We start from the raw sequence: 21,369 nt of genomic DNA on the forward strand, positions 1-21,369 counted from the left end.
TCCGGCGGCACCGACGTGCACCTGGTCCTGGTGGACCTGCGCGACTGCGACCTCAACGGCCAGGAAGCCGAGGACCGGCTCGCCGCGATCGACATCACCGTCAACCGCAACGCCGTCCCGTTCGACCCGCGCCCGCCGATGGTCACCTCCGGGCTCCGGATCGGCACCCCCGCCCTGGCCACCCGCGGCTTCGGCGAGGCCGCGTTCACCGAGGTCGCGGACATCATCGCCGAGGCCCTCACCGCCGACGCCGGCACCGACCTGACCGGCCTGCGCACCCGCGTCCAGGCCCTCGCCGCCGCCCACCCCCTCTACCCCTCGGTTGCCAACCTCGCCTAGGCGACGTATCACTGAAGTAGAAAGTACGACGCCGGGCGGCCGCGGCCACAAGCCGCCGCCCGGCGTCGTGCATCCGGCGGGACCGCCGCCCACCGGCGGCCGCACCGCCCTCCGGCAAGACCCTCTGCCGGGCCACAGCAAGACCTAGTTAGGAACCGTCAATGGCTGTTGGAGTCTTCGACCTCTTTTCCATCGGGATCGGGCCGTCGAGTTCGCATACCGTGGGCCCGATGCGGGCCGCCGCCGTCTTCGCCGAAGAACTCCAGGCCTCCGGCGACCTGGCGAAAGTCGCGTCCCTGCGGGTGGACCTGTACGGGTCCCTGGCCGCGACGGGCCACGGCCACGGCACCATGACCGCGATCCTGCTCGGCCTGGAAGGCTACCACCCGGAGAAGATCCTCCCGGCCGAAGTCGAGGACCGGCTCGCCGCGATCGCCGGGACCGGCACCCTGCACCTGGCCGGCGCCGGCGGGCAGGGCGTGCCGCTGCCCTACGGGGTGCAGGACATGGTCCTGCGCCCGCTGACCGTGCTGCCCCGGCACACCAACGGGATGACGTTCACGGTCTCCGACACCGACGGCAGCGTCCTGCACCAGGCGACGTTCTTCTCCGTCGGCGGCGGGTTCATCGTCCGCGAAGGCGAGGAAGACGCCGCCCAGCAGGAACTCGACGCCTCCAAGAAAGACCTGCCCCTGCCCTTCCGCACCGCCGCCGAACTGCTCGGCCGATGCCAGTCCAAGGGCCTGTCGATCGGGCAGATCATGTTGATCAACGAGCGCGCCTCCCGGACCGAGGAGGAGATCCGGGAGGGTTTGCTGCAGATCTGGTCGGTGATGGAGGGCTGCGTGGAGGTCAGCCTCAAGCGCGAGGGCCTGCTGCCGGGCGGGCTGAAGGTCCGCCGCCGGGCCCCGGACTGGCACGAACGGCTCCTGAAGGAGGACAAGGACCGGGACCCGAAGTACTGGCAGGAATGGGTCAACCTGATCGCCCTGGCCGTGAACGAGGAAAACGCCTCCGGCGGGCGGGTGGTCACCGCCCCCACCAACGGCGCCGCGGGCATCATCCCCGCCGTGCTCTACTACGCCCTGCACTACGCCCCCGGCATGGATAAGGCCACCCAGGCCGACCGCGACGACGTAGTGGTCAGGTTCCTGCTGGCCGCCGGCGCCGTCGGCGTGCTCTACAAGGAACAGGCCTCGATTTCCGGCGCCGAAGTCGGCTGCCAGGGCGAGGTCGGCTCCGCCTCCTCGATGGCCGCCGCGGGCCTGGCCGAAGTCATGGGCGGCACCCCCGCCCAGGTCGAGAACGCCGCGGAAATCGCGATGGAACACAACCTCGGCCTGACCTGCGACCCGATCGGCGGACTCGTCCAGATCCCCTGCATCGAACGCAACGCGATCGCCGCCGCGAAAGCCATCAACGCCGCCAAAATGGCCCTCTGGGGCGACGGTTCCCACCGCGTCTCCCTCGACGAAGTCATCGTCACCATGCGCGAAACCGGCAAGGACATGTCCTCCAAATACAAGGAAACCGCCATGGGCGGCCTCGCCGTCAACGTCGTCGAATGCTAACCCGCGTGCCTGTAATGCCCTCAGTTGTGTAGCGCAGCCCAAAGGTTCAGGGAGGACGCGAACACGATCCAGGACAGGTAGGGCAGCATCAGCAGTCCTGCCGTCCGGCTGATGGGGCCGAACAGCAGTACGGTCACGGCCACGGCAACGGCCAGCGCCACAATGATCACGAAGGCGATCCACAGCGCCGGCGTCCCGATCGCCGGGTACAGGCCGAAGAACACCGGGGTCCACAGCAGGTTCAGGACGATTTGGATCGCATAGGCGGTGAGGGCGGACCGTTTGTCCGGCGTCAGGGAGCCTGCCGGGCGGCTGCGCCACACGAGCCACGCCGCGACGGCCATCGCGGTATAGAGGAGCGTCCAGACCGGGCCGAAGACCCAGTTGGGCGGGGACCACGGCGCTTTGTCCGCGGTGGCGTACCAGCCGTTGACGTTGTTCGCGGTCGCCAGCCCGCCGAGGGCCGCCACGAGCGCCGACGCGCCGAGGAACAGAAAAAGTGCGACTACCTGGGCGCCGGTGCCGGCACCCCGGGAGCGGCCGTCTGCCGCTTCGGAAGGGCCTTCCGCCGGTTGTTGCTGAGCCTGCATGAGACCAGCGTAACCGCCCCGCCCGGACCGGCGGCAGGGCGCGGGCCGATAGACTTGGGGCTGCATGTCTGCATGCCGCCGAAGCTCGTACCGCAATGATTGGATACCGCACCCTTGCGTGAATTCACTGCCCGCTTTGCCTCTGCCGAAGAGATTGCCAACTGGGATGCCCACGTCACCGCGAACCCCAACGGCGGCAATCTCCTGCAATCGGAGGCCTTCGCTGAGGTCAAGCAGCACTATGGCTGGAAGCCCCTGCACCTGGTCTACGAGACGGCCGACTACACGAGCTACAACCTGGTCCTGGAGAAGTCCTTTCCGCTCCTGGGCAAGCTGTGGTACCTGATCAAGGGCCCCGATGTGGAGTCCGTCGAGGACATCCCGGCAATCACGGCGGCGAACGCCGACTTCGTGAAGAGGGCCCGGCTGGGCGTCTTCGCCATCAAGATCGAGCCGGACATCATCCTGTCCGACGACGCCGTCAAGGTCCTCGAAGGCGCCGGACTGGTCAAGACCCACAACCTGCAACCCAACGACTCCACGGCCCTCCTGGACATTTCGCCGGAGGAGAACCAGCTGCTGCGCAACCTGCACTCCCGCGGCCGCAATGCCGTGCGCCGCGCCATCCGCGAGGGCGTCGAAGTACACAACGTCGAACCCACGGAGGAGAACTTCCGGGCGATGTACGCCCTGATGACCACCACGGTGGAGGCCAAGTCCCAGGTCCGGGTCCGCGAGTACGAGTACTACCGCCAGTTCTGGAACAACTTCCTGGCCCGCGGCCAGGGCCGGCTGCTCTTCGTCTACGAGAACGGCGTGCCCTCGGTAGGCGCGTTCGTGATCAACTACGGCCGCAAGGGAACGTACAAGGATGGCGGCTCGCTGCAGAAACGGAGCCAGTACGGCGACTCGCACCTCGTGCAGTGGACTGCGATCAACCAGCTCAAGGACCTGGGCTGCACCGAGTACGACTTTTGCGGCACGCCGCCCAGCGACAAGCTCAAGGACACGTCCAACCCGTTCCACGGCCTGGGCCTCTTCAAGACCAGCTTCAGCAAGACGGTGACGGACTTCGTGGGCTGCTACGACCAGGTGCTGAACCCGTTGAAGTACAAGGCCTGGATGGCCGCGGGGGAGCGGCTGGCACGCCAGGTCTACACCCGGCGCACGGGCCAGCAGTTTTACTAAGCGCGCGGCAGCAACGGACAGTGAGGAGGCCGGAATGACCAAAGACACCGACGGCCGCCGCAGGCCGCCCACGGGCGGCCTGCCCCGGACCGAACCGATGTCGCCCATGCAGGCGCGGCAGAATGTCGCCGCCAAGCGCATGCTCCGCCGGCTGGTGCAGGGCGAGAACCCGCCCACCGCACCGATGAGCATCGTGGACCGGCTCGCGGGCAGCCCCTACGCAAACCCGATGATCCAGGTTGGCGGAGTGGACACCTCGGCCCGCAAGACCATCGACTTCGCCTTGAAGCTGGCCGAATCCATGTTCCGGTACGGGGCCGGCGCCCTCGAGGTCGAGACCAGCATTATCGCCATCACCGCCGCGCTGGGCCTCAAGCACATCGAGGTGGACATCACCAACCAGTCGGTGGCCATCAACTATGCCCCGAAGGACCAGACGCCCATTTCCCTGCTTCGCGTCGTGCGCTCCTGGACCAACAACTACGCCGGCCTGGCGCAAGTGCACCAGCTGGTGACGGACATCGTCGCCGGCGGCGTCGGGCGCGAGGAAGCCGTCCGCAGGCTTGAGGAAATCACCCGCAGCGCCAAGCCGTTCCCGCGCTGGATGGTGACGGTGGCGTTCGGTGTGTTCTCCGCGGTCTTCGTCGGGGTCCTGGGCGGGGGCCCGGGCGCCTCGGCTGTTGCGTTCGTCTCCAACCTGCTCGTCAGCCTGCTGGCCCGCCAGCTGGGCCGCTGGCGCACCCCGGACTTCTTCATCACGGCCTCGTGTTCGTTCCTGGTGACCATCGTCGCCCTGCTGCTGTGGAGGTTCGGCAGTCCCGCGGGGATCCAGATTGCCCCGGCGATCGTGGTGGTGGGAGGCATCCTGCTGCTGCTCCCAACCGGCCGGCTGGTCTCGTCGGTGCAGGACGCGATCAACGGCTTCCCCGTGACGGCGGCGGGCCGGTTCCTGTCCACGATGCTCACCTTCGGCGCGCTGGTCGCCGGCATTGCCATCGGCTTCGTGGTCGGGGACATGACCGGCATGGAACCGATCGATGTCACAGAAACATTCCCGCCGGCGTATCCCTTGTGGCTGCTGGTGCCCATGGTCGCCGTCGCCGTCGTGGCCATCGGCGTGACCGAGCAGACCGCATGGAAACTGCTGCTCCCGACGGCGGCAGTCGGCGTCGTGGGCCACCTGGTCCTGATCGGCGGGGACGCCGTTGGGATCGGCCCGCGCTTCGCGCCGGCCCTCGCGGCGGTGGTGATCGGCCTGCTGGCGCGTGTCGTCGCACTCCGGATGGGCGCACCGCAGCTCGTGGTGGCTGTCCCCGCGGCCCTGATCCTGCTGCCCGGACTCACTATATTCCGATCCATGTATGTATTGACGATCGAGGAATCCGAGATCCTCATCGGGGCCGGCGGAATGCTTAACGCCGGCGCGATCGTGCTCGGTGTCGCCGCCGGAATCGTCCTCGGCGACACCCTGGCGCGGCCCCTGACCCGGGGCCTGGCGAGCAACGAGCGGCGCCGGGCGCGCCGCCGGTAACTCCGGGATCTTGCGCTTCTAGATCTTGCCCTTAGATCTGCCCTACGGGCAGCTTCTTCTCGGCCTGGAAGTCATCCTCCACCCGGCCCTTGGCCCAGTAACCGGAGAGGGACACCTGCGCCCGTTCCAGGCCCCGCTCGGCGAAGAAGACCTCCCGGAGGCCCTTCATGTAGCCCCGCTCGCCGTGGGCGAAGACATGGACACGGCCCTCGGGCCACTCGGCGTCGCGCACGGCGGTGACCAGGACGTCGCTCTCGCCCGCGGGCACGCCGCCGCGCAGCAGCCAGCGCAGCTCGACGCCGGCCGGGGCAGCGACGGGCTGGCGGTCTGCGTCGCTGTCGACTTCGAGGAAGGCGAGGCCACGGGCGTCCTGCGGCAGGGCTTCGATGGCGGCGCTGATGGCCGGCAGGGCTGCCTCGTCACCGGCAAACAGGTACCAGTCCGCCGCCGGGTCCGGGTTGTAGGCGCCGCCCGGGCCGGTGAAGGTCAGGCGGTCGCCCGGCTGCGCCGCAGCGGCCCAAGGGCCGGCCAGGCCCTCGTCGCCGTGGATGACGAAGTCGATGGCGAGTTCCCGGGCGGCCTCGTCCACCCAGCGGACCGTGTACGTCCGGGTGTGCGGCCACTGGCTGCGCGGCATCGATTCCCGGACGGCCCACAGGTCCAGCGGTTCCGGGTACTCCACGCCGGACTGCGGGAACACGATCTTGACGTATCGGTCCACGTAGCCGTTGTTGACGTAGCCGGCGAAGCCGGGGCCGCCGGCAATGATCCGGACCATGTGCGGGGAGAGCTGCTCCCGGCGCAGGACCGTCAGGTCAGTCTGGGGACGCGAGTTCTTGTTGGCGGTGGTGGCTGCGGGGACGGAGGTCATGCAGCTAAGCCTAACGAAGAACCCCGCCCGGGCCCTCCCGCCGGACAGCTGTTACGGCAGCGGTGGCAGCTCCCAGTCAATCGTCCCGTTGCCTTGGTCCTGCAGCAGCGCGTTCGCCCGGCTGAAGGGATGGGAGCCGAAGAAGCCGCGGGCGGCGGAGAGCGGGCTGGGGTGGGCGCTGGCGATCACGGCCGCGGACCCCAGCAGCGGCCGCACGGACTCGGCGTCCTTCCCCCACAGGATCGCCACGAGGGGCGCGCGGCCGGACCCGCCGTCGGCCGGCCGTTCCGCGACGGCCCGGATGGCCGCGGCCGTGACGTCCTCCCAACCCTTGCCGCGGTGTGATCCCGCCGCGCCGGCGCGGACGCTGAGCACCCGGTTCAGCAGCAGCACGCCCTGCTCCGCCCAGCGGCCCAGGTCCCCGTGGACGCGCGGCGGGAAGCCCAGGTCCGCCTCAAGTTCCTTGTAGATGTTGCCGAGGCTGCGGGGAATCGGCCGGGTGGCGCCATCCACGGCAAAGGACAGCCCCACGGCGTGCCCGGGCGTTGGGTAGGGGTCCTGCCCCACAATCAGCACCCGGACGCCGGCCAAGGGCTGCCGGAATGCCCTCAGGACATTCGACGGGGACGGCAGCACCTCGTGCCCGGCGGCGTCGCCGGCAACGTAGTCCAGGGCCTGGCGCAGCTGCGCCTCCACCGGCGCCAGCGCCCCGGCCCAGTCGGGCGCGACGAGTTCGGCCAGCGGTTGCCGGGCGAGGTCCGTGAAACTGAGGTTGTCAGCGGCTGCAGGTTCCAGCTCGAACAGGGCGTCGGAATCAAACACAGCTCCCATTCTTCCCCACGTCCGGCGGCAGTCGCAGTCCGCCCCGGCTCCGCGCCGAATGACAACCCTGTTGTTCGGCCGTAGCATGGGTAAGGGTTTTTGCCGGAACCAGCCAGGGAGGATGCAGTGGCCGAAGCAGCGCAGGAGCACGTGCCCACGAGGGATTCCGCCGCCCCGGACGGGGTGTCCGGGGATTCCGGGCTAAGCCAGCGTGACCGGCAGGTGCTGGCCCTGGAGCGGCAGTGGTGGAAGTACGCCGGGGCCAAGGAACAGGCCATCCGTGAGCTGTTCGATTTGTCGGCCACGCACTACTACCAGATCCTCAACGCCCTCATCGACACCGAGGAGGCGCTGGCTCACGATCCCATGCTGGTCAAGAGATTGCGTAGACTACGTACATCACGCCAACGTGCCCGCACGGCCCGTCGCCTGGGAACAGACTCGTAGAGCCGCGTCACACCGCACCCGGCTGCGCAAGTTTTTGCCGCGTCCGTTTCCGGACCCGGGCGCCCCGTATGAAATCAGCAAGGACGTCGTTTTACCATGACCAAATACGCTCGGGATGAATTTGATCGGGTCCCGGAGACCTCCACCCGGCAGGGTGTCCACCGGGCCGTCGCCGAATCGCGCCGCCGGAGCCTGGTGCCCATCCTCGCAGCCGGCTGCGTGGCGCTGGCGATCGGACTCGTGGCCTTCCTGATCCTGCCGAAGCTCGGATTCTCCGCCGGCCAGGCCTCGGCCGTATCGGGCGGTGCCAGCGCATCCGCCACCCCGTCCGCTTCCAGCCCGGCGAGCCCCACCGCCGCCGGCACCGCCCCGGCCAGCCCCGAGGCCGCCGGAACCGCCAGCCCCGAAACAACCACGGAGCCTGCGGCAACTGCCTCGGCAGCTCCCGACGCGGGCGTGGACAAGTCGCAGCCCGTCACGATCTACAACGGCACCACCACCGCCGGGCTCGCCGGCCGGGTCGGCGGTACGGTGAGCTCCGCGGGCTGGGTCCTGGGCGAGACGGGCAACTGGGGCGGTGTCCCGCAGCAGTCCTCGGTGATCTTCTACAGCAGCGCGGACCAGAAGGGCAACGCGGAGGCGCTCGGAACGCTCCTGGGCATCGACACCCTGGTGGAGTCCGCCGAGTTCAACCTGCCCCTCGTCGTCGTCATCGGCCCCGGCTTCCAGTAGCCCGATCCGGTTACGCCTCAATAACTATTCACCGGCGGGCCTGCCCGTCGCCGGCATTCCTGCGGGACCCTGTGGATACAGTGACTGCGGATTTCTCTTCGCAGTCCGCGGCGCACACCGACGTGGGCCGAACGCAAGCTAGCTGAAAGTGTGGACACCATGGCACTGGGAACCGTCAAATGGTTCAACGCCGAAAAAGGCTACGGCTTCATCACAGTGGACGGGTCCGAGAACGACGTCTTCGTGCACTGGTCCGCGATCATCGGGGAAGGCTACCGCGCGCTGGATGAGGGCCAGCGGGTGGAGCTGGAAATCGGCGAAGGCGAAAAAGGCCCGCAGGCCGAAAGCGTCCGGCCCGCCTAGTGGCACGTCCCGCCGTCACGAACACCCTCCGGGACGCGGCCCGGAGCCGCCGCGGAACTGTACCACCGACCCGCGCCCTGGCGGCCGCCGCCGCAGCCGCCCTGGCGCTGACGGGCTGCCTGGGTCCTGCCGGCAGCGCCCGGGTCTCCAGCGCCGACGCCAGCGGCGACGGAACCCTGCGCATCGGCCTGCTCCTGGACAACACGGGCCCGCAGAATTTTCTCAACGCCCCGCAGCTGGCCGCGGCCAAGCTTGCTGTCAAGGACATCAACGACGCCGGCGGCCACAAGGGAAAGCCCGTGGAACTGCTGCCGGAAACCGTCAGCGCGGACACCGCCGCCCAGGCCAAGGCACTCGTGGGGGCCAAGGCCGACGTCGTGATCGGTCCGACCGATTCCAGCCGCGCGCCGGCCGCCATCGACGTGCTCGCCAACGCCAAAGTGGCGGTCATCTCGCCAGCCAACTCCGCAGCCGCGCTCAGCAACTACAAGAGCGGCGGCTACTATTTCCGCACGGCCGCGGCCGACGTCGCGCAGGCCCCCGTCCTGGCCAAGCTGGCCAAAGACGGCGGCGCCAAAACCCTCGCGGTGCTGCATGAGGAAGGCGATTACGGCAAAGGTGTCGGCGCCGCCGTCGCCGCGGCCGCCACGCAGTCGGGACTGGAAACCGTGGCGCAGGCCGAATTCAAGCCGGGCCAGGCGCAGCAGGCCGTCGCGGACGTCAAGGCCGCCAATCCCGACGCCGTGGTCCTGGTCGCGCGCGAAGGCGCCCAGGGTGCCATCGCCGAACTGAACAACGCCGGCCTCGCCGGCAAGAAGCTGGTGCTCAGCGACGGAGCCGTCAGCCAGTATGGCTCCGGACTGGGCGCGCGGGCGCTCGAGGGCGCCCGCGGGGTCCTCCCCGGAGTGTTCCCGTCCGCGGAGTTCCAGGCCGACCTCGTTGCCGTCGACCCCGGCCTGAAGGACATGATCTTCGCCGCCGAGACCTACGACGCCGTCACCCTCGCGGGCATCGCGGCCGCCGCGGCTGAAGACGATGCCGGCACTTCCATCGCCGCCTCGCTCGTGGGCGTCTCCGGGGGAATCTCCGCCGCAGGTGGTCAATCAGCCGGCCAGTCAGCCGGCCAGTCAGCCGGCCCGTCCGCCGCCGAGGTGTGCACGAGCTACAAGGCCTGCACCGACGCCCTCCGGGCCGGCCGCCGGCCCGACTACGACGGCCAGTCCGGGCGGATCAACTTCGATGCCCACGGTGACATCACGCAGGCGAACTACGTGGTCTACACCTACGGCGCGGACAACCAGGCCAAAATGACCGGGACGGAAACCGCCGGAAGCAGCGGCGGCGGCTGATCGCTCGTAGCGAATTGCGCCCGGGCGGCGGGCGTTCCGGCCCGGGCACTGCTTGCACTCTCCCCGGGGGAGTGCTAATTATTGACTTAGCACTCCAGCGCACTGACTGCTAACACGGCGCCCGGCCCAGCCGGTCGCGCTGTGGGGCGGCCGGTCCAGGAGTTAGAGGAACACCTTGCTGGGGTGAGATCCCGGACCCAGCGGCATACAGAGGCCGCCGGGTAGGGATCGTCCGTCGCGGGCACCACAGCGAAGGTTCATTCTTAACGACTGTCCCGAAAGGACTACTGCCGTTATGGCCAAGATCATTGCATTTGATGAAGAGGCACGCCGCGGTCTTGAGCGGGGCCTGAACACCCTCGCCGACGCCGTCAAGGTCACCCTCGGCCCGCGGGGACGCAATGTCGTCCTCGAGAAGAAGTGGGGCGCCCCCACGATCACCAACGATGGTGTTTCCATCGCCAAGGAGATCGAGCTGGACGATCCTTACGAGAAGATCGGCGCCGAGCTGGTCAAGGAAGTTGCCAAGAAGACCGATGACGTCGCAGGCGACGGCACCACCACGGCAACCGTGCTGGCCCAGGCCCTGGTCAAGGAAGGCCTGCGCAACGTCGCGGCCGGCGCTGACCCGCTGTCCCTCAAGCGCGGCATCGAGAAGGCTGTCGAGGCTGTCACCGTAGAGCTGCTGGCCTCCGCCAAGGAAATCGAGACCAAGGAAGAGATCGCCGCCACCGCGTCCATCTCCGCCGGCGACAACGAGATCGGCGCCCTGATCGCCGAAGCCCTCGACAAGGTCGGCAAGGAAGGCGTCATCACGGTCGAGGAGTCGAACACGTTCGGCCTCGAGCTCGAGCTCACCGAAGGTATGCGCTTCGACAAGGGCTACATCTCCGCTTACTTCGTCACCGACGCCGAGCGCCAGGAAACGGTCCTCGAGGATCCGTACATCCTGATCGTCAACTCCAAGATCTCCAACGTCAAGGAACTGGTTGCTGTCCTGGAAAAGGTCATGCAGTCCAACAAGCCGCTGCTGATCATTGCCGAAGACATCGAGGGTGAGGCCCTGGCCACCCTGATCGTCAACAAGATCCGCGGCACCTTCAAGTCCGTCGCCGTCAAGGCCCCGGGCTTCGGGGACCGCCGCAAGGCGCAGCTGGCCGACATCGCCATCCTCACCGGCGGCCAGGTCATCTCCGAGGAAGTCGGCCTCAAGCTTGAGACCGCCGGACTCGAACTCCTCGGCAAGGCCCGCAAGGTTGTTGTCACCAAGGACGAGACCACCATCGTCGAAGGTGCAGGCGACGCCGACCAGATCGCCGGCCGCGTGTCCCAGATCCGCGCCGAGATCGAGAACTCCGATTCCGACTACGACCGCGAGAAGCTGCAGGAGCGCCTGGCCAAGCTGGCCGGCGGCGTTGCAGTCATCAAGGCCGGTGCCGCAACCGAGGTCGAGCTCAAGGAACGCAAGCACCGCATTGAGGACGCTGTCCGCAACGCCAAGGCTGCTGTTGAAGAGGGCATCGTCGCCGGCGGTGGCGTTGCCCTGATCCAGGCCGGTGCCAAGGCCTTCGCGAACCTGCAGCTCTCCGGCGACGAGGCAACGGGCGCGAACATCGTCCGCGTTGCCATCGACGCTCCGCTGAAGCAGATCGCCTTCAACGCCGGCCTCGAGCCCGGCGTCGTGGTGGACAAGGTCCGCGGCCTGTCCGCCGGCCACGGCCTCAACGCCGCCACCGGCGAGTACGTTGACCTGCTGGCCGCCGGCATCAACGACCCCGTCAAGGTGACCCGCTCTGCCCTGCAGAACGCGGCTTCCATTGCCGGCCTGTTCCTCACCACCGAGGCCGTTGTGGCTGACAAGCCCGAGAAGGCCGGTGCCCCGATGGGCGGCGGCGACGACATGGGCGGCATGGGCGGCATGGGCGGTTTCTAACCACCAGGCCTCCGGCCACCTGAACTGACTGTTCAGCGACGGCGGTCCCACCTCGCGGTGGGGCCGCCGTCGTCGTTTAATCACGACCAACCAAGCGACCCTCCCTCACTTCCGGCCGTCCCGCCCCCGACCCTCCCTCACGTCTTGCAGTTCCATAGCCGACCCTCTCTCAGCTTCCGCGCCGCTCACGCCAACGCTCCTCCAACCCGAAAGTAGGAGGCGAAGGAGGGTTGGGCTGGTAGGTGCGGGAAGTGAGGGAGGGTTGGGCTGGTGGGTGCGGGAGGTGAGGGAGGGTTGGGCTGGTGCGTGCAGGAGGTGAGGGAGGGTTGGGTGGGTGTCGGCGGGGTCTGGCAGGATAGGTCAGTGACGATTACTGCAGCGGCCGACGGTTCGGCCTTAGGAAATCCTGGCCCGGCCGGCTGGGCCTGGTACGTGAATGACGACTGCTGGCGCGCCGGCGGATGGCCGCACGGAACCAACAACCAGGGCGAACTGATGGCGGTGCTGGATCTGTTCCGGGCCACGGCGCACATACCCGGTGAAGAGCTGCTGATCCTCTGCGACAGCCAGTACGTCATCAATGCCGTGACCAAGTGGATGCCGGGCTGGAAGCGCAAGGGCTGGCGCAAGGCCGACGGCAAGCCGGTCCTGAACGTGGACCTCCTCAAGGAGATCGACCAGGAACTCAAGGGCCGCAAGTACACCTTCGAATGGGTGCGGGGCCATGCCGGGCACGACCTCAACGAGGCCGCCGATGACCGCGCCCGGGCCGCCGCCACCGCCTATCAGCAGGGCGTGGCTGTCCGGCAGGGTCCCGGCTTCGGGGCAGCGGCGGGCCCGCTTGCGGACGCCGGCGCCAAGCAACCGCAACCCGCGGCGCGGACGGCTGCTGTGCCGTCCGGCCGGCAGGAATTCTCCGACGGGCAGAGCGTCTTCAGCGGCTTCAGCGAACCGGACCTCTTCAGCGAACTGGACGAGGAACCCGCCGCGTCCGGGGTTCCGGCCGAGGCCAGCGCCGAAGCGGTGGTCGAGTCCCTCGAACGCGAGCTGCTCCGCCCGGAAACCCGCGCGGACCTGGGCCGCACCGGCGTCCTGCTCCACCCGGACTTCACCGAGATCGGCAGCTCCGGCCGGATCTGGACCCGCGACACCATGCTGATGGCCCTGGAGGACAACCCGGGCGGACCCGTCGATCTCGAACTCCTGGGCGCCGACCGGCTGGGCGAGAAGACCGTGCTCCTGACCTACCGCAGCCACACCCGGGAGGGCTCGGCCCTGCGCAGCTCCCTGTGGGTCCTGGACGGCGCGCAATGGCGCCTGCGCTTCCACCAGGGCACCCCGGAGTCCTGACCCGCCCGGGACAGGCTCACATGAAGCGCTGCGTGTTCCCCAGCTCAGCTTCCGCGTAGGTGGCCGCCGCGGAATTCAGTGCCAGGTTGATGGAGGCCAGGGAGGCCTCGACCCTGCCCTGGGTCAGCGTCCACTCGGCGACCAGATTCTGGAAGCTCGACGCCGCGGAACCGCGCCAGCTGCCCTGGAGCTCATCCAGGCCGAGCTTCATGGCGTGGACGTCGGCGCTGATCCGCTCAACTGTGGCCCGTACATTGGCGGACTTGAGCTGGAGCAGTTCGGTATCGACGGAAATGATGCTCATGGGAATGCCCTCTCGCGTCTTCAGGCGGCAGCAGGCTGAGGCCGCCACATCCGGAGGGTCCGGACTCTTCGAGCGTAGGCACCCGCGCACCCGCGCGGTACCGCCGCCGGCGGCTATGTGGAGAACTCCTACGTGGCAGCTTCCGCGGCGGCCAATTCGGTGGCCTCTTCGTCCAGGAACGGGATGCTGACCACCAAGGTGGCCCCGCCGCCGTCGGTCTTCTCGACCCGCACGTTGCCGGCATGCGCGCCGACGATGGCCGCGACGATCGCAAGGCCCAGGCCGCTGCCGCCGGTTTCCCGGGTCCGGGATGTGTCCGCGCGGTAGAAGCGTTCGAAGATCCGGGCCGCCTCGTCGTCCGGAACGCCCGGCCCGTGGTCGCGGACCTCGATCACGGACTGCCGGTCGCCGCCGGGCGCCGTCCGGACTCCCACACCGATTTCGATCGGGGTGCCCTCCGGGGTGTACCGCAGGGCATTGCCGACCAGGTTACTGACCACCTGGCGCAGCTTCGCCTCATCGCCCAGCACGGGGGCCGCAGCCGGGGCCGCGCCGTCGAGCCCGGTGAGCGTGATGGTGCGGCTGCGGTCGCTGGCCTGGGTATCCACCACGGCGTCATTGGCCAGCAGGAGCAGATCGGCGGGTTTCTGCTGCAGCGGGCGCTGCTCGTCGATCCGGGCCAGCAGGAGCAGGTCCTCCACCATCGCCCCCATGCGTTTGGCTTCGCTTTCGATCCGTCCCATCGCGGTGGCGACGTCCTCCGGGGTGGACAGGGCACCGTGCCGGTACAGTTCGGAGAAGCCCCGGATGGTCACCAGCGGGGTGCGCAGCTCGTGCGAGGCGTCGGCGGCGAAGCGCCGCATCCGGGCCTCGGACGCCATCCGGGCCGCAAATGCTGTTTCAATGTGCGCGAGCATGGCGTTCAGGGAGCTGCCGAGCCGGCCCACCTCCGTGCCCGGGTTTTCCACCTCCACCCGCCGGGAGAGGTCGCCCGCGGCGATCGCGGCGGCCGTTTTCTCCACCCGGGCCAGCGGGCGGAAGGAGCGCGAGACGGTCCACGTCGCGATAAAGAACGCCAGGACCAGGGTCAGCAGGCCCACCCCCACCACCACCAGGGCGGCGTGCTCCATCACGGAATCGACCGGGTCCAGCGGCAGCCCGATGATGACGACGGCATTGCGCTGGTTGTTGTCCACCACATTGACCGCCACGACCCGCCAGTTGCCGCTCTCGGTGCCGCGCACCTGGAACGGCACCAGCTGGCGTTCCCGGGCCTCCACCGCGGAAAAGGTGTTGATGGCCGGATGCGAGTCCTTGTCGCCGCCGAAGGTGTAGGGCGGCATGCCCGGGCTGAAGAGCATCAGCGAGTAGTCAGTGGGAACGTTGGGGTTGGCCACCTGCAGCTGGCTGAAGGACTGCTGCTGGCGTGCGGAATCGACGGCGGCCCGGAGCTTGTCGTCCACCTGGCCCTGCAGGAAGCTGTGCAGCAGGGTCAGCGTGCCGGCGCCCGTGGCGGTGAGGGCCACGAGCATCAGGGCCATCATGATGGCCACCAGCTGCGACCGCAGCGACGCCGACTTCCAGCGGTGTAGCAAGGTCAGCGCTTCTCCGCGGTCCGCAGGACGTAGCCGACGCCGCGCTTGGTCTGGATCAGCGCCGGGGCGTCCGGATCGATGTCCACTTTGCGGCGCAGGTAGGAGATGTAGGACTCAACGATCGAGGCATCGCCGTTGAAGTCGTACTCCCACACATGGTCCAGGATCTGGGCTTTGGACAGGACCCGGTTCGGGTTGAGCATGAGGTAGCGCAGGAGCTTGAACTCGGTGGGGGAGAGCTCGATCACGGTGCCGCCGCGGCGGACCTCATGGGCGTCGTCGTCGAGCTGGAGGTCATCGACCCGGATCACGGCGTCGTCGTCCATCTGCGGCTGGGTGCGCCGGAGCACCGCGCGGATGCGGGCCACCACTTCGTCGAGGCTGAAGGGCTTGGTGACGTAGTCGTCGCCGCCCACGGTCAGGCCGGTGACCTTGTCCTCGGTGTCATCCTTGGCCGTGAGAAACAGGACGGGGAAGTGCTTGCCCGCGGCGCGGAGGCGGCGGGTGACGGTGAAGCCGTCCATATCGGGCAGCATGACGTCCAGGACGGCGAGGTCCGGGGCGTGCTCATCCGCGGCGGCCAGCGCCTCGCGCCCGCTGCCGGCCGAAACAACTTCAAAGCCTGCGAAGCGCAGGGAGGTAGAGAGCAGCTCGCGGATGTTGGGTTCATCATCGACGACGAGCAGCTTGGCTTCGGGACCGTTCTTCTTCATGTTCCCATGATGCTCCCAGACTCTGGGAGTTATCTGAATGGAAGTTGGGTGTTGCATGGGCTGTTCCGGGTGGGGAGCGGCACGCCTAACCGGCGGTGCCGACGTCCTTGGCGTCCATGATCCGGTAGGCGTAGCCCTGCTCGGCGAGGAAGCGCTGCCGCTTCGCGGCGAAGTCCTGGTCCAGCGTGTCCCGGGCCACGAGCGAGTAGAAGCGGGCGGCGCGGCCGTCCTTCTTGGGCCGGAGCAGCCGGCCCAGCCGCTGGGCTTCCTCCTGGCGGGAACCGAACGACCCGGACACCTGGATCGCGACGGACGCCTCCGGCAGGTCGATGGAGAAGTTGGCCACCTTGGACACCACGAGGGTCTGCACCTCCCCGGCCCGGAACGCGTCGAAGAGCCGCTGGCGTTCCTTCACCGAAGTGTCTCCCTTGATCACCGGCGCGTTGAGGCGCTCGCCGATCTCGTCCAGCTGGTCGATGTACTGCCCGATCACCAGCAGCTGCTCGCCCGCGTGTTCGGCGACGAGCTCCTCCACCACCCGGGTCTTCGTCTCGGAGGTCGCGCACAGGCGGTACTTGTCGGCGTCCTCGGCCATCGCGTACGCCACCCGTTCGTCGCGGGGCAGGTCCACCCGGACCTCCACGCAGTCGGCGGGGGCGATGTAGCCCTGGGTCTCGATGTCCTTCCACGGCGCGTCGTAGCGCTTCGGGCCGATCAGGCTGAAGACCTCGCCCTCCCGGCCGTCCTCGCGCACCAGGGTGGCGGTGAGGCCCAGCCGGCGCCGGGCCTGCAGGTCCGCGGTCATCCGGAAGATCGGGGCCGGCAGCAGGTGGACCTCGTCGTAGATGATCAGGCCCCAGTCGTTGCCGTCCACGAGTTCCAGGTGCGGGTAGAGCCCGCCGCGCTTGGTGGTGAGGACCTGGTAGGTGGCGATCGTGACGGGCCGGACTTCCTTGACGGAACCGGAGTACTCGCCGATCTCCTCCTCGGTCAGCGACGTGCGCCTCAGGAGTTCGTCCTTCCACTGCCGGGCCGAGACGGTGTTGGTCACCAGGACCAGTGTGGTGGTGGAACTGGTGGCCATGGCGGCGGCACCCACGAGGGTCTTGCCGGCCCCGCAGGGAAGCACGACGACGCCGCTGCCGCCGGCCCAGAAGTTCTCCGTGGCCAGCTGCTGGTAGGGGCGCAGCTTCCAGCCGGATTCGTTGAGCATGATGGGGTGCGGGGTGCCGTCCACGTAGCCGGCCAGGTCTTCGGCGGGCCAGCCGATCTTGAGCAGCAGCTGCTTGAGCTGGCCGCGCTGGGAGGAATGCACCACAACGGTCTCACCGTCGATCCGCGGCCCCAGCAAGGGGGCGATCTTCTTGGCCCGGCTGACCTCTTCCAGCACCGGGTAGTCGGAGGTGCGCATCACGAGCCCGTGCTGCGGGTCCTTTTCCAGGCGCAGCCGGCCGTACCGGGACATGGTTTCCTCGACGTCGATCAGCAGGGAGTGCGGCACCGGGAACCGGGAGTACTTCAGCAGGGTGTCCAGCACCTTTTCGGCGTCGAGCCCGGCGGCCCGGGCGTTCCAGAGCCCCAGTGGTGTCAGCCGGTAGCTGTGCACGTGCTCCGGGGCGCGTTCGAGCTCGGCGAACGCCGCGATCGCGTGGCGGGCTTCCGTGGCGAGCTCGTGGTCGACCTCCAGCAGGATGGTCTTGTCACTCTGGACGATCAGGGGCCCGTCATTCACTGGAGCAGTTCCTCTGTAGCTTCTACGTCGATGATCCGGTGGATGGACAGGACCCGTTCGGTCTCCTTGTCCGGATCGAACACCCGCACACGCCCGCCATTCACTGCTACCGGAACAACGCTCTCGCGGCTGGCATTCCCCAGGCTGTCCACGACATTCATCACCACGCGCTGTTTGAGCCGGATCGCCTTCAGCAGGGTCTCCAGGCCCAGCTGCGTGGCCTCCTCGCTGCCCGGGGCGGCCGCGGCAGCCTGGGCGGCCGGGCCCGCGGCCACGGGGCCGTCACCGCGCAGCACCGCCAGCTGGGCGTCGATGTCCGCATCCGGCGGGGCCGTGCGCGGGGCCGTGTAGACCGGCCGGCCGCCGGTCACCGGGGTGCTGCGGCGCAGCCGGACGACGGCGGACGCGGCCTCCTCCAGGACAGGCGACAGGCCCAGGGCCCGGAGCGCCTGGGCGGTGTCCCGGGGCGCGGCGTGCGAGACGACGACGGTCGGGGCGATCCGCACGAGCCCGAGGCCGGCCGCCGCAGGGGCGTTGAGCAGCTCCAGCAGGGCGGTCTCGTCCTCGCTCTGGATGAAACTGGCCGCGGCCCCGACGCGGAGCCGGGAGTGCCGGGCGGCAGTGTCCTCGATCAGGTACTGCAGGGGCTGGGGGATAGCCGTGGCCGAATGCCGGCGCAGGAAGTCCAGCATCGCCGCCGCGTCCTGGCCGGCGTCGAGGGCCCGGCGGACGGAGTCCACGGAGAACCGGTAGATGGTTGCCGGTCCCTGCCCCTCGGCCGCGGCCATGGTCAGGAGCCGGTCACTGAGTTCGGGGTCGAGGTAGCCCGGCGCCACCGCCGTCAGGTCCGCCTGCAGCAGCACATGCTGCAGCGCCGCCGGGAGGTGCTCGCCCAGGATCCCCAGCGCCTCATCCGGCTGTTCGGCGGCGATGGCGGCGCCCAGCTGGCTCAGCGCGCCGGATCCGATCAGGCCCAGCATCTCCGCCTCGCTGAGGATGCCGCGGATCAGGGAGCTGAAGCGGCGGGCCATCCGGGGCTGCGCCCATTCGGCACGCTCCAGCACGGCGGCGGCGTCCAGGACGGGCGCCTGCCCGTCCGGTGCCGCGGCCTCGAGGGTCAGTTCATGCAGGATTTCCAGGACCCGCCGGCGGACCACCGGGGCGTCGGGCCGCTGCGCCTCGGCGGACAGCGCGTTGATGGTGGTCCCCGCGGCGCCCCGGTGCGCCTGGCCTGCGGCGGCCGCGTTCACGGGCTGGCCCACCAGGGAGGGGGCGCGCTCGCTGGCCAGCCAGGCGTTGACCAGCCACAGCCACTGTTCCTGCCGGGGGAGCGCCAGCCACTCCAGTTGCGGCGGCTGGACCCAGGCGGAACTGTCGACGTCGAGCCGCAGGAGGCCGGCCATGCCGCAGAACTCCGCGAGCACGCCGGCCTCGTTCACGCCGATCCGCAGCGAATCCGAGAGCCGTTTCATCTCCCGGACCCCGACGCCGCCGCTGCGCAGCGTGGCCAGCGGCTGTTCGTGCACCGTGTAGAGCAATTCGTTCACAAGCCGCAGCGTCTCGGCGATGGCTCCCAGCGCCGCGTTGCGGCGCAGCCCCGCGCTCGTGTGGCCCAGCCGCGGCACGGGCGGGACGAGGGAAAAATCCTCAATGACAAAGCCGCCGCGCAGGGCCACGCCGACGCTGTGCGGCAGTTCGACATGGGCGGCGTCCAGCGGCACCAGCAGCCCGCGCGCCAGCAGCCAGTCCACGGGGCCGACGTCGGAACTTTCGTGCAGCACGGAGGCCCGGCGCTGGGCCTGCGGGACCGCGCCCATGGCCCAGTTCCCGAACCGGGCCAGGAGCGCGGTGGTCCGGTCCGGCGCCGCCGCCAGGATGGCCCGGACAGACTCCGGGGTCGCCGTCCAGTGCTGCAGCGACAGCGCCGCCTCCATCGGCGTCGTGGCCGGGGAAATGGCGGCCCCGCTCCGGTGCAGTTCCCCCACGAGCTGCACGACGCGCTGCGCAAAGGCCGGTTGGAGCCGGACGAGTTCCGTGTAGCTGCGCCCCAGCCCGGCCGGGTAGATGCCGATCACGTCCTTGAGGCTGCCGACCGGGAGGTAATGCCGCTGCTTGGCGGCGGCGGCGTTTAGGCCATGCGGCGGATCGGCGCGGTGGACCAGCGCCAGGTCCTGCAGGGACTTCAGCAGGCGGTCGACGGCGGCAACCGTGGCGCCGTTGATCAGTTTCTTCAGCATGACCGCGGACGCGCTGTGTCCGGTGTCGGCGTTGGTGCACAGGTGCAGGGTTTCCAGGACCTGCATCTGCGGGCGGTTGAGCCGCTCCAGCGCCCGCTGCACGCTGACCCGTCCGCTGGCGCGCGCAGCCAGCGCGGCGAAGTCCGGGACGCCGGGCGAAATCAGGTCCGGCCGCGCGCAAAACAGGGCCCGCAACGAATCGTCGCTTCGTGCCTGAAGTTCCTTGCTCAGTGCGCGGATGAGGGACATCGGGTCCAACGTTACCGTTCGCCGGGCCCGCGCGGGCGGCGCCGGGCCAGCACCGCGTCCACGACGAGCGCGAGCATGAGCAGGAAGGCCGCCGGGAGCCCGTAGAGGGCCACGGAAGTCAGCCATACGGGCGCCACAACACGGTTGAACGCCAAGGCCATGACCGCGCCGACTGCAACAAGGGACAGCACAGCAATGGCGGCCGCAATGACCAGGAAGGGCCGCCGGTAACGCGTCAGTGTCATGTGGGCAACGCTAACAGTCCGGCATCGCCCGCGCCTCAAGCCACCAAAGTGAACAAGGCACGATAACCTTGACGGATAGAGACCAACACGGTCCGGGCAGTCATACCCTGAACCCGCGTATCCATGCGGATGCGGTGACCGCCGGCCGTGTCCCCGCAGAACGAAGAAGGTTGATTACGTGCCTACCGGCAAGGTCAAGTGGTATGACAAGGAAAAAGGCTTCGGATTCCTCGCTGGCGAGGACGGCCAGGAAGTCTTCCTGCCCAAGTCCGCCCTGCCCGAGGGCGTGAGCGAGCTCAAGGCCGGAACACGCGTTGAATTCGGGGTAGCCGACGGCCGCAAGGGCGCCCAGGCGCTGGGCCTGCGCGTACTGGACAAGACCCCATCCATCGCCAAGGCCAAGCGGCCCAGCGCCAGGGACCTCGCCCCGCTGGTCCAGGACCTCGTCAGCGTGCTGGACAACCTGTCCGGGACGCTGTCCGCGGGCAAGTACCCCGACGGCAACAAGGGCAAGGCGATCGCCGCCGCCCTCCGTAAGGTTGCCGACGAGCTGGACGTATAAGGCTCCCGATGACCCAGGAACCTGACCAGTTGCCGGCCCCGAAGGCCGGCCCCGCAGCGGCCGCCGGATCCGCGAGGACCGCGTCCAAGACGGCCGGATCAAAACAGGCACCGCGCCCGCGCGCCGGCGTGCCCGTCTGGCGCACCGGCAAGCCGGACGCCGTCCTGGCCGCCGCCGTCGACCTCGCCCGTTCGGCCGTGGAAACCATTGCCCCGGCGGAGCAGATCGGCGGACACATCGGTGCCCGCAGCGAAGGCGACCGCCTGGTGACGCACCTGTTCGAATCCAGGCTGCCCGGCTACCTGGGCTGGCAGTGGTATGCCGTCCTGACCCGGAACTCGCGTTCCAAAACGGTGACGGTCGACGAACTCGGCCTGCTGCCCTCGGAAGATTCCATCCTGGCACCGGCCTGGGTACCGTGGGCGGAGCGGGTCCGTCCCGAGGACGCACAGGCAGACGAACCCCTCGACGACGAAGCATCTGCCGAAGACGAAACGGACGACGCGTCCGCCGAGGACGAAACCGCCGGCACCTCCGGCCAGGACACCACCGGCGACGACACTACGGGCAAGGCCCCCACCGGAAAGCCGGAACGCTCCGCGGACGAGGCCGACTAGCGGTTGGAAACGCCAGGGAGAGTGCACGC

20 protein-coding genes and 1 pseudogene are annotated in these 21,369 nt (G+C 69.0%); 12 read left to right on the forward strand and 9 right to left on the reverse strand.

Features of this window, described 5'->3' with window-relative positions:
* Both CFN17_RS10715 and CFN17_RS10720 read left to right on the forward strand, forming a co-directional pair.
* Nucleotides 1–339: pseudogene (locus CFN17_RS10715) on the forward strand (serine hydroxymethyltransferase); the annotation flags it as partial.
* A 161-nt stretch (nt 340–500) separates the two neighbouring features.
* Nucleotides 501–1,910, forward strand: coding sequence for an L-serine ammonia-lyase (locus tag CFN17_RS10720; protein ID WP_208747704.1), 1,410 nt, complete (start codon nt 501–503; stop codon nt 1,908–1,910).
* Nucleotides 1,911–1,930: 20 nt separating this feature from the next.
* Here CFN17_RS10720 and CFN17_RS10725 read toward each other — a convergent pair whose 3' ends face one another.
* Nucleotides 1,931–2,500, reverse strand: coding sequence for a TspO/MBR family protein (locus tag CFN17_RS10725; RefSeq protein WP_208747705.1), 570 nt, complete (start codon nt 2,498–2,500; stop codon nt 1,931–1,933).
* Nucleotides 2,501–2,614: 114 nt separating this feature from the next.
* On the opposite strand from CFN17_RS10725, the gene CFN17_RS10730 reads away from it, so the two are divergent.
* Together CFN17_RS10730 and CFN17_RS10735 are read left to right on the forward strand one after the other, a co-directional pair.
* Nucleotides 2,615–3,688 carry a peptidoglycan bridge formation glycyltransferase FemA/FemB family protein gene (locus CFN17_RS10730; protein WP_208747706.1) on the forward strand — a complete coding sequence of 358 codons (1,074 nt, stop codon included), beginning with the start codon at nt 2,615–2,617 and terminating at the stop codon, nt 3,686–3,688.
* A 34-nt stretch (nt 3,689–3,722) separates the two neighbouring features.
* Nucleotides 3,723–5,219, forward strand: coding sequence for a threonine/serine exporter ThrE family protein (locus CFN17_RS10735; RefSeq protein WP_208747707.1), 1,497 nt, complete (start codon nt 3,723–3,725; stop codon nt 5,217–5,219).
* A gap of 31 nt (nt 5,220–5,250) precedes the next feature.
* On the opposite strand, the gene CFN17_RS10740 is transcribed toward CFN17_RS10735, so the two are convergent.
* Complete coding sequence (locus tag CFN17_RS10740) at nt 5,251–6,090, reverse strand: siderophore-interacting protein (protein WP_208747708.1); 840 nt, start codon at nt 6,088–6,090, stop codon at nt 5,251–5,253.
* A 51-nt stretch (nt 6,091–6,141) separates the two neighbouring features.
* On the reverse strand, nt 6,142–6,921 hold the full coding sequence (locus tag CFN17_RS10745; RefSeq protein WP_208747709.1) for a uracil-DNA glycosylase: 780 nt from the start codon (nt 6,919–6,921) through the stop codon (nt 6,142–6,144).
* Between the two features lie 117 nt (nt 6,922–7,038).
* On the opposite strand from CFN17_RS10745, the gene CFN17_RS10750 reads away from it, so the two are divergent.
* From CFN17_RS10750 to CFN17_RS10775, 6 genes are all read left to right on the forward strand, one after another.
* Nucleotides 7,039–7,359, forward strand: a complete 321-nt coding sequence (locus CFN17_RS10750) for a DUF3263 domain-containing protein (protein ID WP_208747710.1) — start codon at nt 7,039–7,041, stop codon at nt 7,357–7,359.
* Between the two features lie 96 nt (nt 7,360–7,455).
* Complete coding sequence (locus CFN17_RS10755) at nt 7,456–8,091, forward strand: LytR C-terminal domain-containing protein (protein WP_208747711.1); 636 nt, start codon at nt 7,456–7,458, stop codon at nt 8,089–8,091.
* 159 nt (nt 8,092–8,250) lie between these two features.
* The gene (locus CFN17_RS10760) at nt 8,251–8,454 is read left to right on the forward strand and encodes a cold-shock protein (protein WP_139184482.1); all 204 of its coding nucleotides are present in this window, start codon (nt 8,251–8,253) and stop codon (nt 8,452–8,454) included.
* 77 nt (nt 8,455–8,531) lie between these two features.
* Entirely contained in the window at nt 8,532–9,803 is a 1,272-nt protein-coding gene (locus tag CFN17_RS10765) for an ABC transporter substrate-binding protein (protein ID WP_261792457.1), read from the forward strand.
* Between the two features lie 295 nt (nt 9,804–10,098).
* Nucleotides 10,099–11,736, forward strand: a complete 1,638-nt coding sequence (groL, locus tag CFN17_RS10770) for a chaperonin GroEL (RefSeq protein ID WP_208747713.1) — start codon at nt 10,099–10,101, stop codon at nt 11,734–11,736.
* 363 nt (nt 11,737–12,099) lie between these two features.
* Nucleotides 12,100–13,086 (forward strand): ribonuclease HI family protein, encoded by a 987-nt coding sequence (locus CFN17_RS10775; protein ID WP_208747714.1) that lies wholly within the window; start codon nt 12,100–12,102, stop codon nt 13,084–13,086.
* A 16-nt stretch (nt 13,087–13,102) separates the two neighbouring features.
* Here CFN17_RS10775 and CFN17_RS10780 read toward each other — a convergent pair whose 3' ends face one another.
* From CFN17_RS10780 to CFN17_RS10805, 6 genes are all read right to left on the reverse strand, one after another.
* A complete protein-coding gene (locus tag CFN17_RS10780) occupies nt 13,103–13,390 on the reverse strand; it encodes a WXG100 family type VII secretion target (protein WP_208747715.1) in 288 nt (95 codons plus the stop codon).
* Between the two features lie 128 nt (nt 13,391–13,518).
* Nucleotides 13,519–14,985 carry a HAMP domain-containing sensor histidine kinase gene (locus tag CFN17_RS10785; RefSeq protein WP_208747716.1) on the reverse strand — a complete coding sequence of 489 codons (1,467 nt, stop codon included), beginning with the start codon at nt 14,983–14,985 and terminating at the stop codon, nt 13,519–13,521.
* A gap of 2 nt (nt 14,986–14,987) precedes the next feature.
* On the reverse strand, nt 14,988–15,698 hold the full coding sequence (locus tag CFN17_RS10790) for a response regulator transcription factor (protein ID WP_208747717.1): 711 nt from the start codon (nt 15,696–15,698) through the stop codon (nt 14,988–14,990).
* Nucleotides 15,699–15,783: 85 nt separating this feature from the next.
* A complete protein-coding gene (locus tag CFN17_RS10795) occupies nt 15,784–17,430 on the reverse strand; it encodes a DNA repair helicase XPB (protein WP_208747718.1) in 1,647 nt (548 codons plus the stop codon).
* Nucleotides 17,427–19,916 carry a helicase-associated domain-containing protein gene (locus CFN17_RS10800; RefSeq protein ID WP_208747719.1) on the reverse strand — a complete coding sequence of 830 codons (2,490 nt, stop codon included), beginning with the start codon at nt 19,914–19,916 and terminating at the stop codon, nt 17,427–17,429. Before CFN17_RS10800 ends, CFN17_RS10795 begins: the two co-directional genes overlap by 4 nt.
* Nucleotides 19,917–19,927: 11 nt before the next feature.
* Entirely contained in the window at nt 19,928–20,161 is a 234-nt protein-coding gene (locus CFN17_RS10805) for a hypothetical protein (RefSeq protein WP_208747720.1), read from the reverse strand.
* Nucleotides 20,162–20,339: 178 nt separating this feature from the next.
* Between CFN17_RS10805 and CFN17_RS10810 the strand changes: the two genes are divergently transcribed.
* Both CFN17_RS10810 and CFN17_RS10815 read left to right on the forward strand, forming a co-directional pair.
* The gene (locus CFN17_RS10810) at nt 20,340–20,723 is read left to right on the forward strand and encodes a cold-shock protein (RefSeq protein ID WP_208747721.1); all 384 of its coding nucleotides are present in this window, start codon (nt 20,340–20,342) and stop codon (nt 20,721–20,723) included.
* Nucleotides 20,724–20,731: 8 nt separating this feature from the next.
* Nucleotides 20,732–21,340, forward strand: a complete 609-nt coding sequence (locus tag CFN17_RS10815) for a DUF3027 domain-containing protein (protein ID WP_208747722.1) — start codon at nt 20,732–20,734, stop codon at nt 21,338–21,340.
* Nucleotides 21,341–21,369 lie beyond the last annotated feature (29 nt).

It is taken from the genome of Arthrobacter sp. PM3 (genome assembly GCF_003352915.1).
Taxonomy (GTDB): Bacteria; Actinomycetota; Actinomycetes; order Actinomycetales; family Micrococcaceae; genus Arthrobacter.

What these genes read in the sequence shown, in the direction of transcription:
- CFN17_RS10755 (WP_208747711.1), top strand. Translation starts at nt 7,456, where the DNA reads ATGACCAAATACGCTCGGGATGAATTTGATCGGGTCCCGGAGACCTCC.
- CFN17_RS10805 (WP_208747720.1), bottom strand. Translation starts at nt 20,161, where the DNA reads ATGACACTGACGCGTTACCGGCGGCCCTTCCTGGTCATTGCGGCCGCC.
- CFN17_RS10815 (WP_208747722.1), top strand. Translation starts at nt 20,732, where the DNA reads ATGACCCAGGAACCTGACCAGTTGCCGGCCCCGAAGGCCGGCCCCGCA.
- CFN17_RS10780 (WP_208747715.1), bottom strand. Translation starts at nt 13,390, where the DNA reads ATGAGCATCATTTCCGTCGATACCGAACTGCTCCAGCTCAAGTCCGCC.
- CFN17_RS10735 (WP_208747707.1), top strand. Translation starts at nt 3,723, where the DNA reads ATGACCAAAGACACCGACGGCCGCCGCAGGCCGCCCACGGGCGGCCTG.
- CFN17_RS10745 (WP_208747709.1), bottom strand. Translation starts at nt 6,921, where the DNA reads ATGGGAGCTGTGTTTGATTCCGACGCCCTGTTCGAGCTGGAACCTGCA.
- groL (WP_208747713.1), top strand. Translation starts at nt 10,099, where the DNA reads ATGGCCAAGATCATTGCATTTGATGAAGAGGCACGCCGCGGTCTTGAG.
- CFN17_RS10790 (WP_208747717.1), bottom strand. Translation starts at nt 15,698, where the DNA reads ATGAAGAAGAACGGTCCCGAAGCCAAGCTGCTCGTCGTCGATGATGAA.
- CFN17_RS10740 (WP_208747708.1), bottom strand. Translation starts at nt 6,090, where the DNA reads ATGACCTCCGTCCCCGCAGCCACCACCGCCAACAAGAACTCGCGTCCC.
- CFN17_RS10800 (WP_208747719.1), bottom strand. Translation starts at nt 19,916, where the DNA reads ATGTCCCTCATCCGCGCACTGAGCAAGGAACTTCAGGCACGAAGCGAC.
- CFN17_RS10720 (WP_208747704.1), top strand. Translation starts at nt 501, where the DNA reads ATGGCTGTTGGAGTCTTCGACCTCTTTTCCATCGGGATCGGGCCGTCG.
- CFN17_RS10725 (WP_208747705.1), bottom strand. Translation starts at nt 2,500, where the DNA reads ATGCAGGCTCAGCAACAACCGGCGGAAGGCCCTTCCGAAGCGGCAGAC.
- CFN17_RS10760 (WP_139184482.1), top strand. Translation starts at nt 8,251, where the DNA reads ATGGCACTGGGAACCGTCAAATGGTTCAACGCCGAAAAAGGCTACGGC.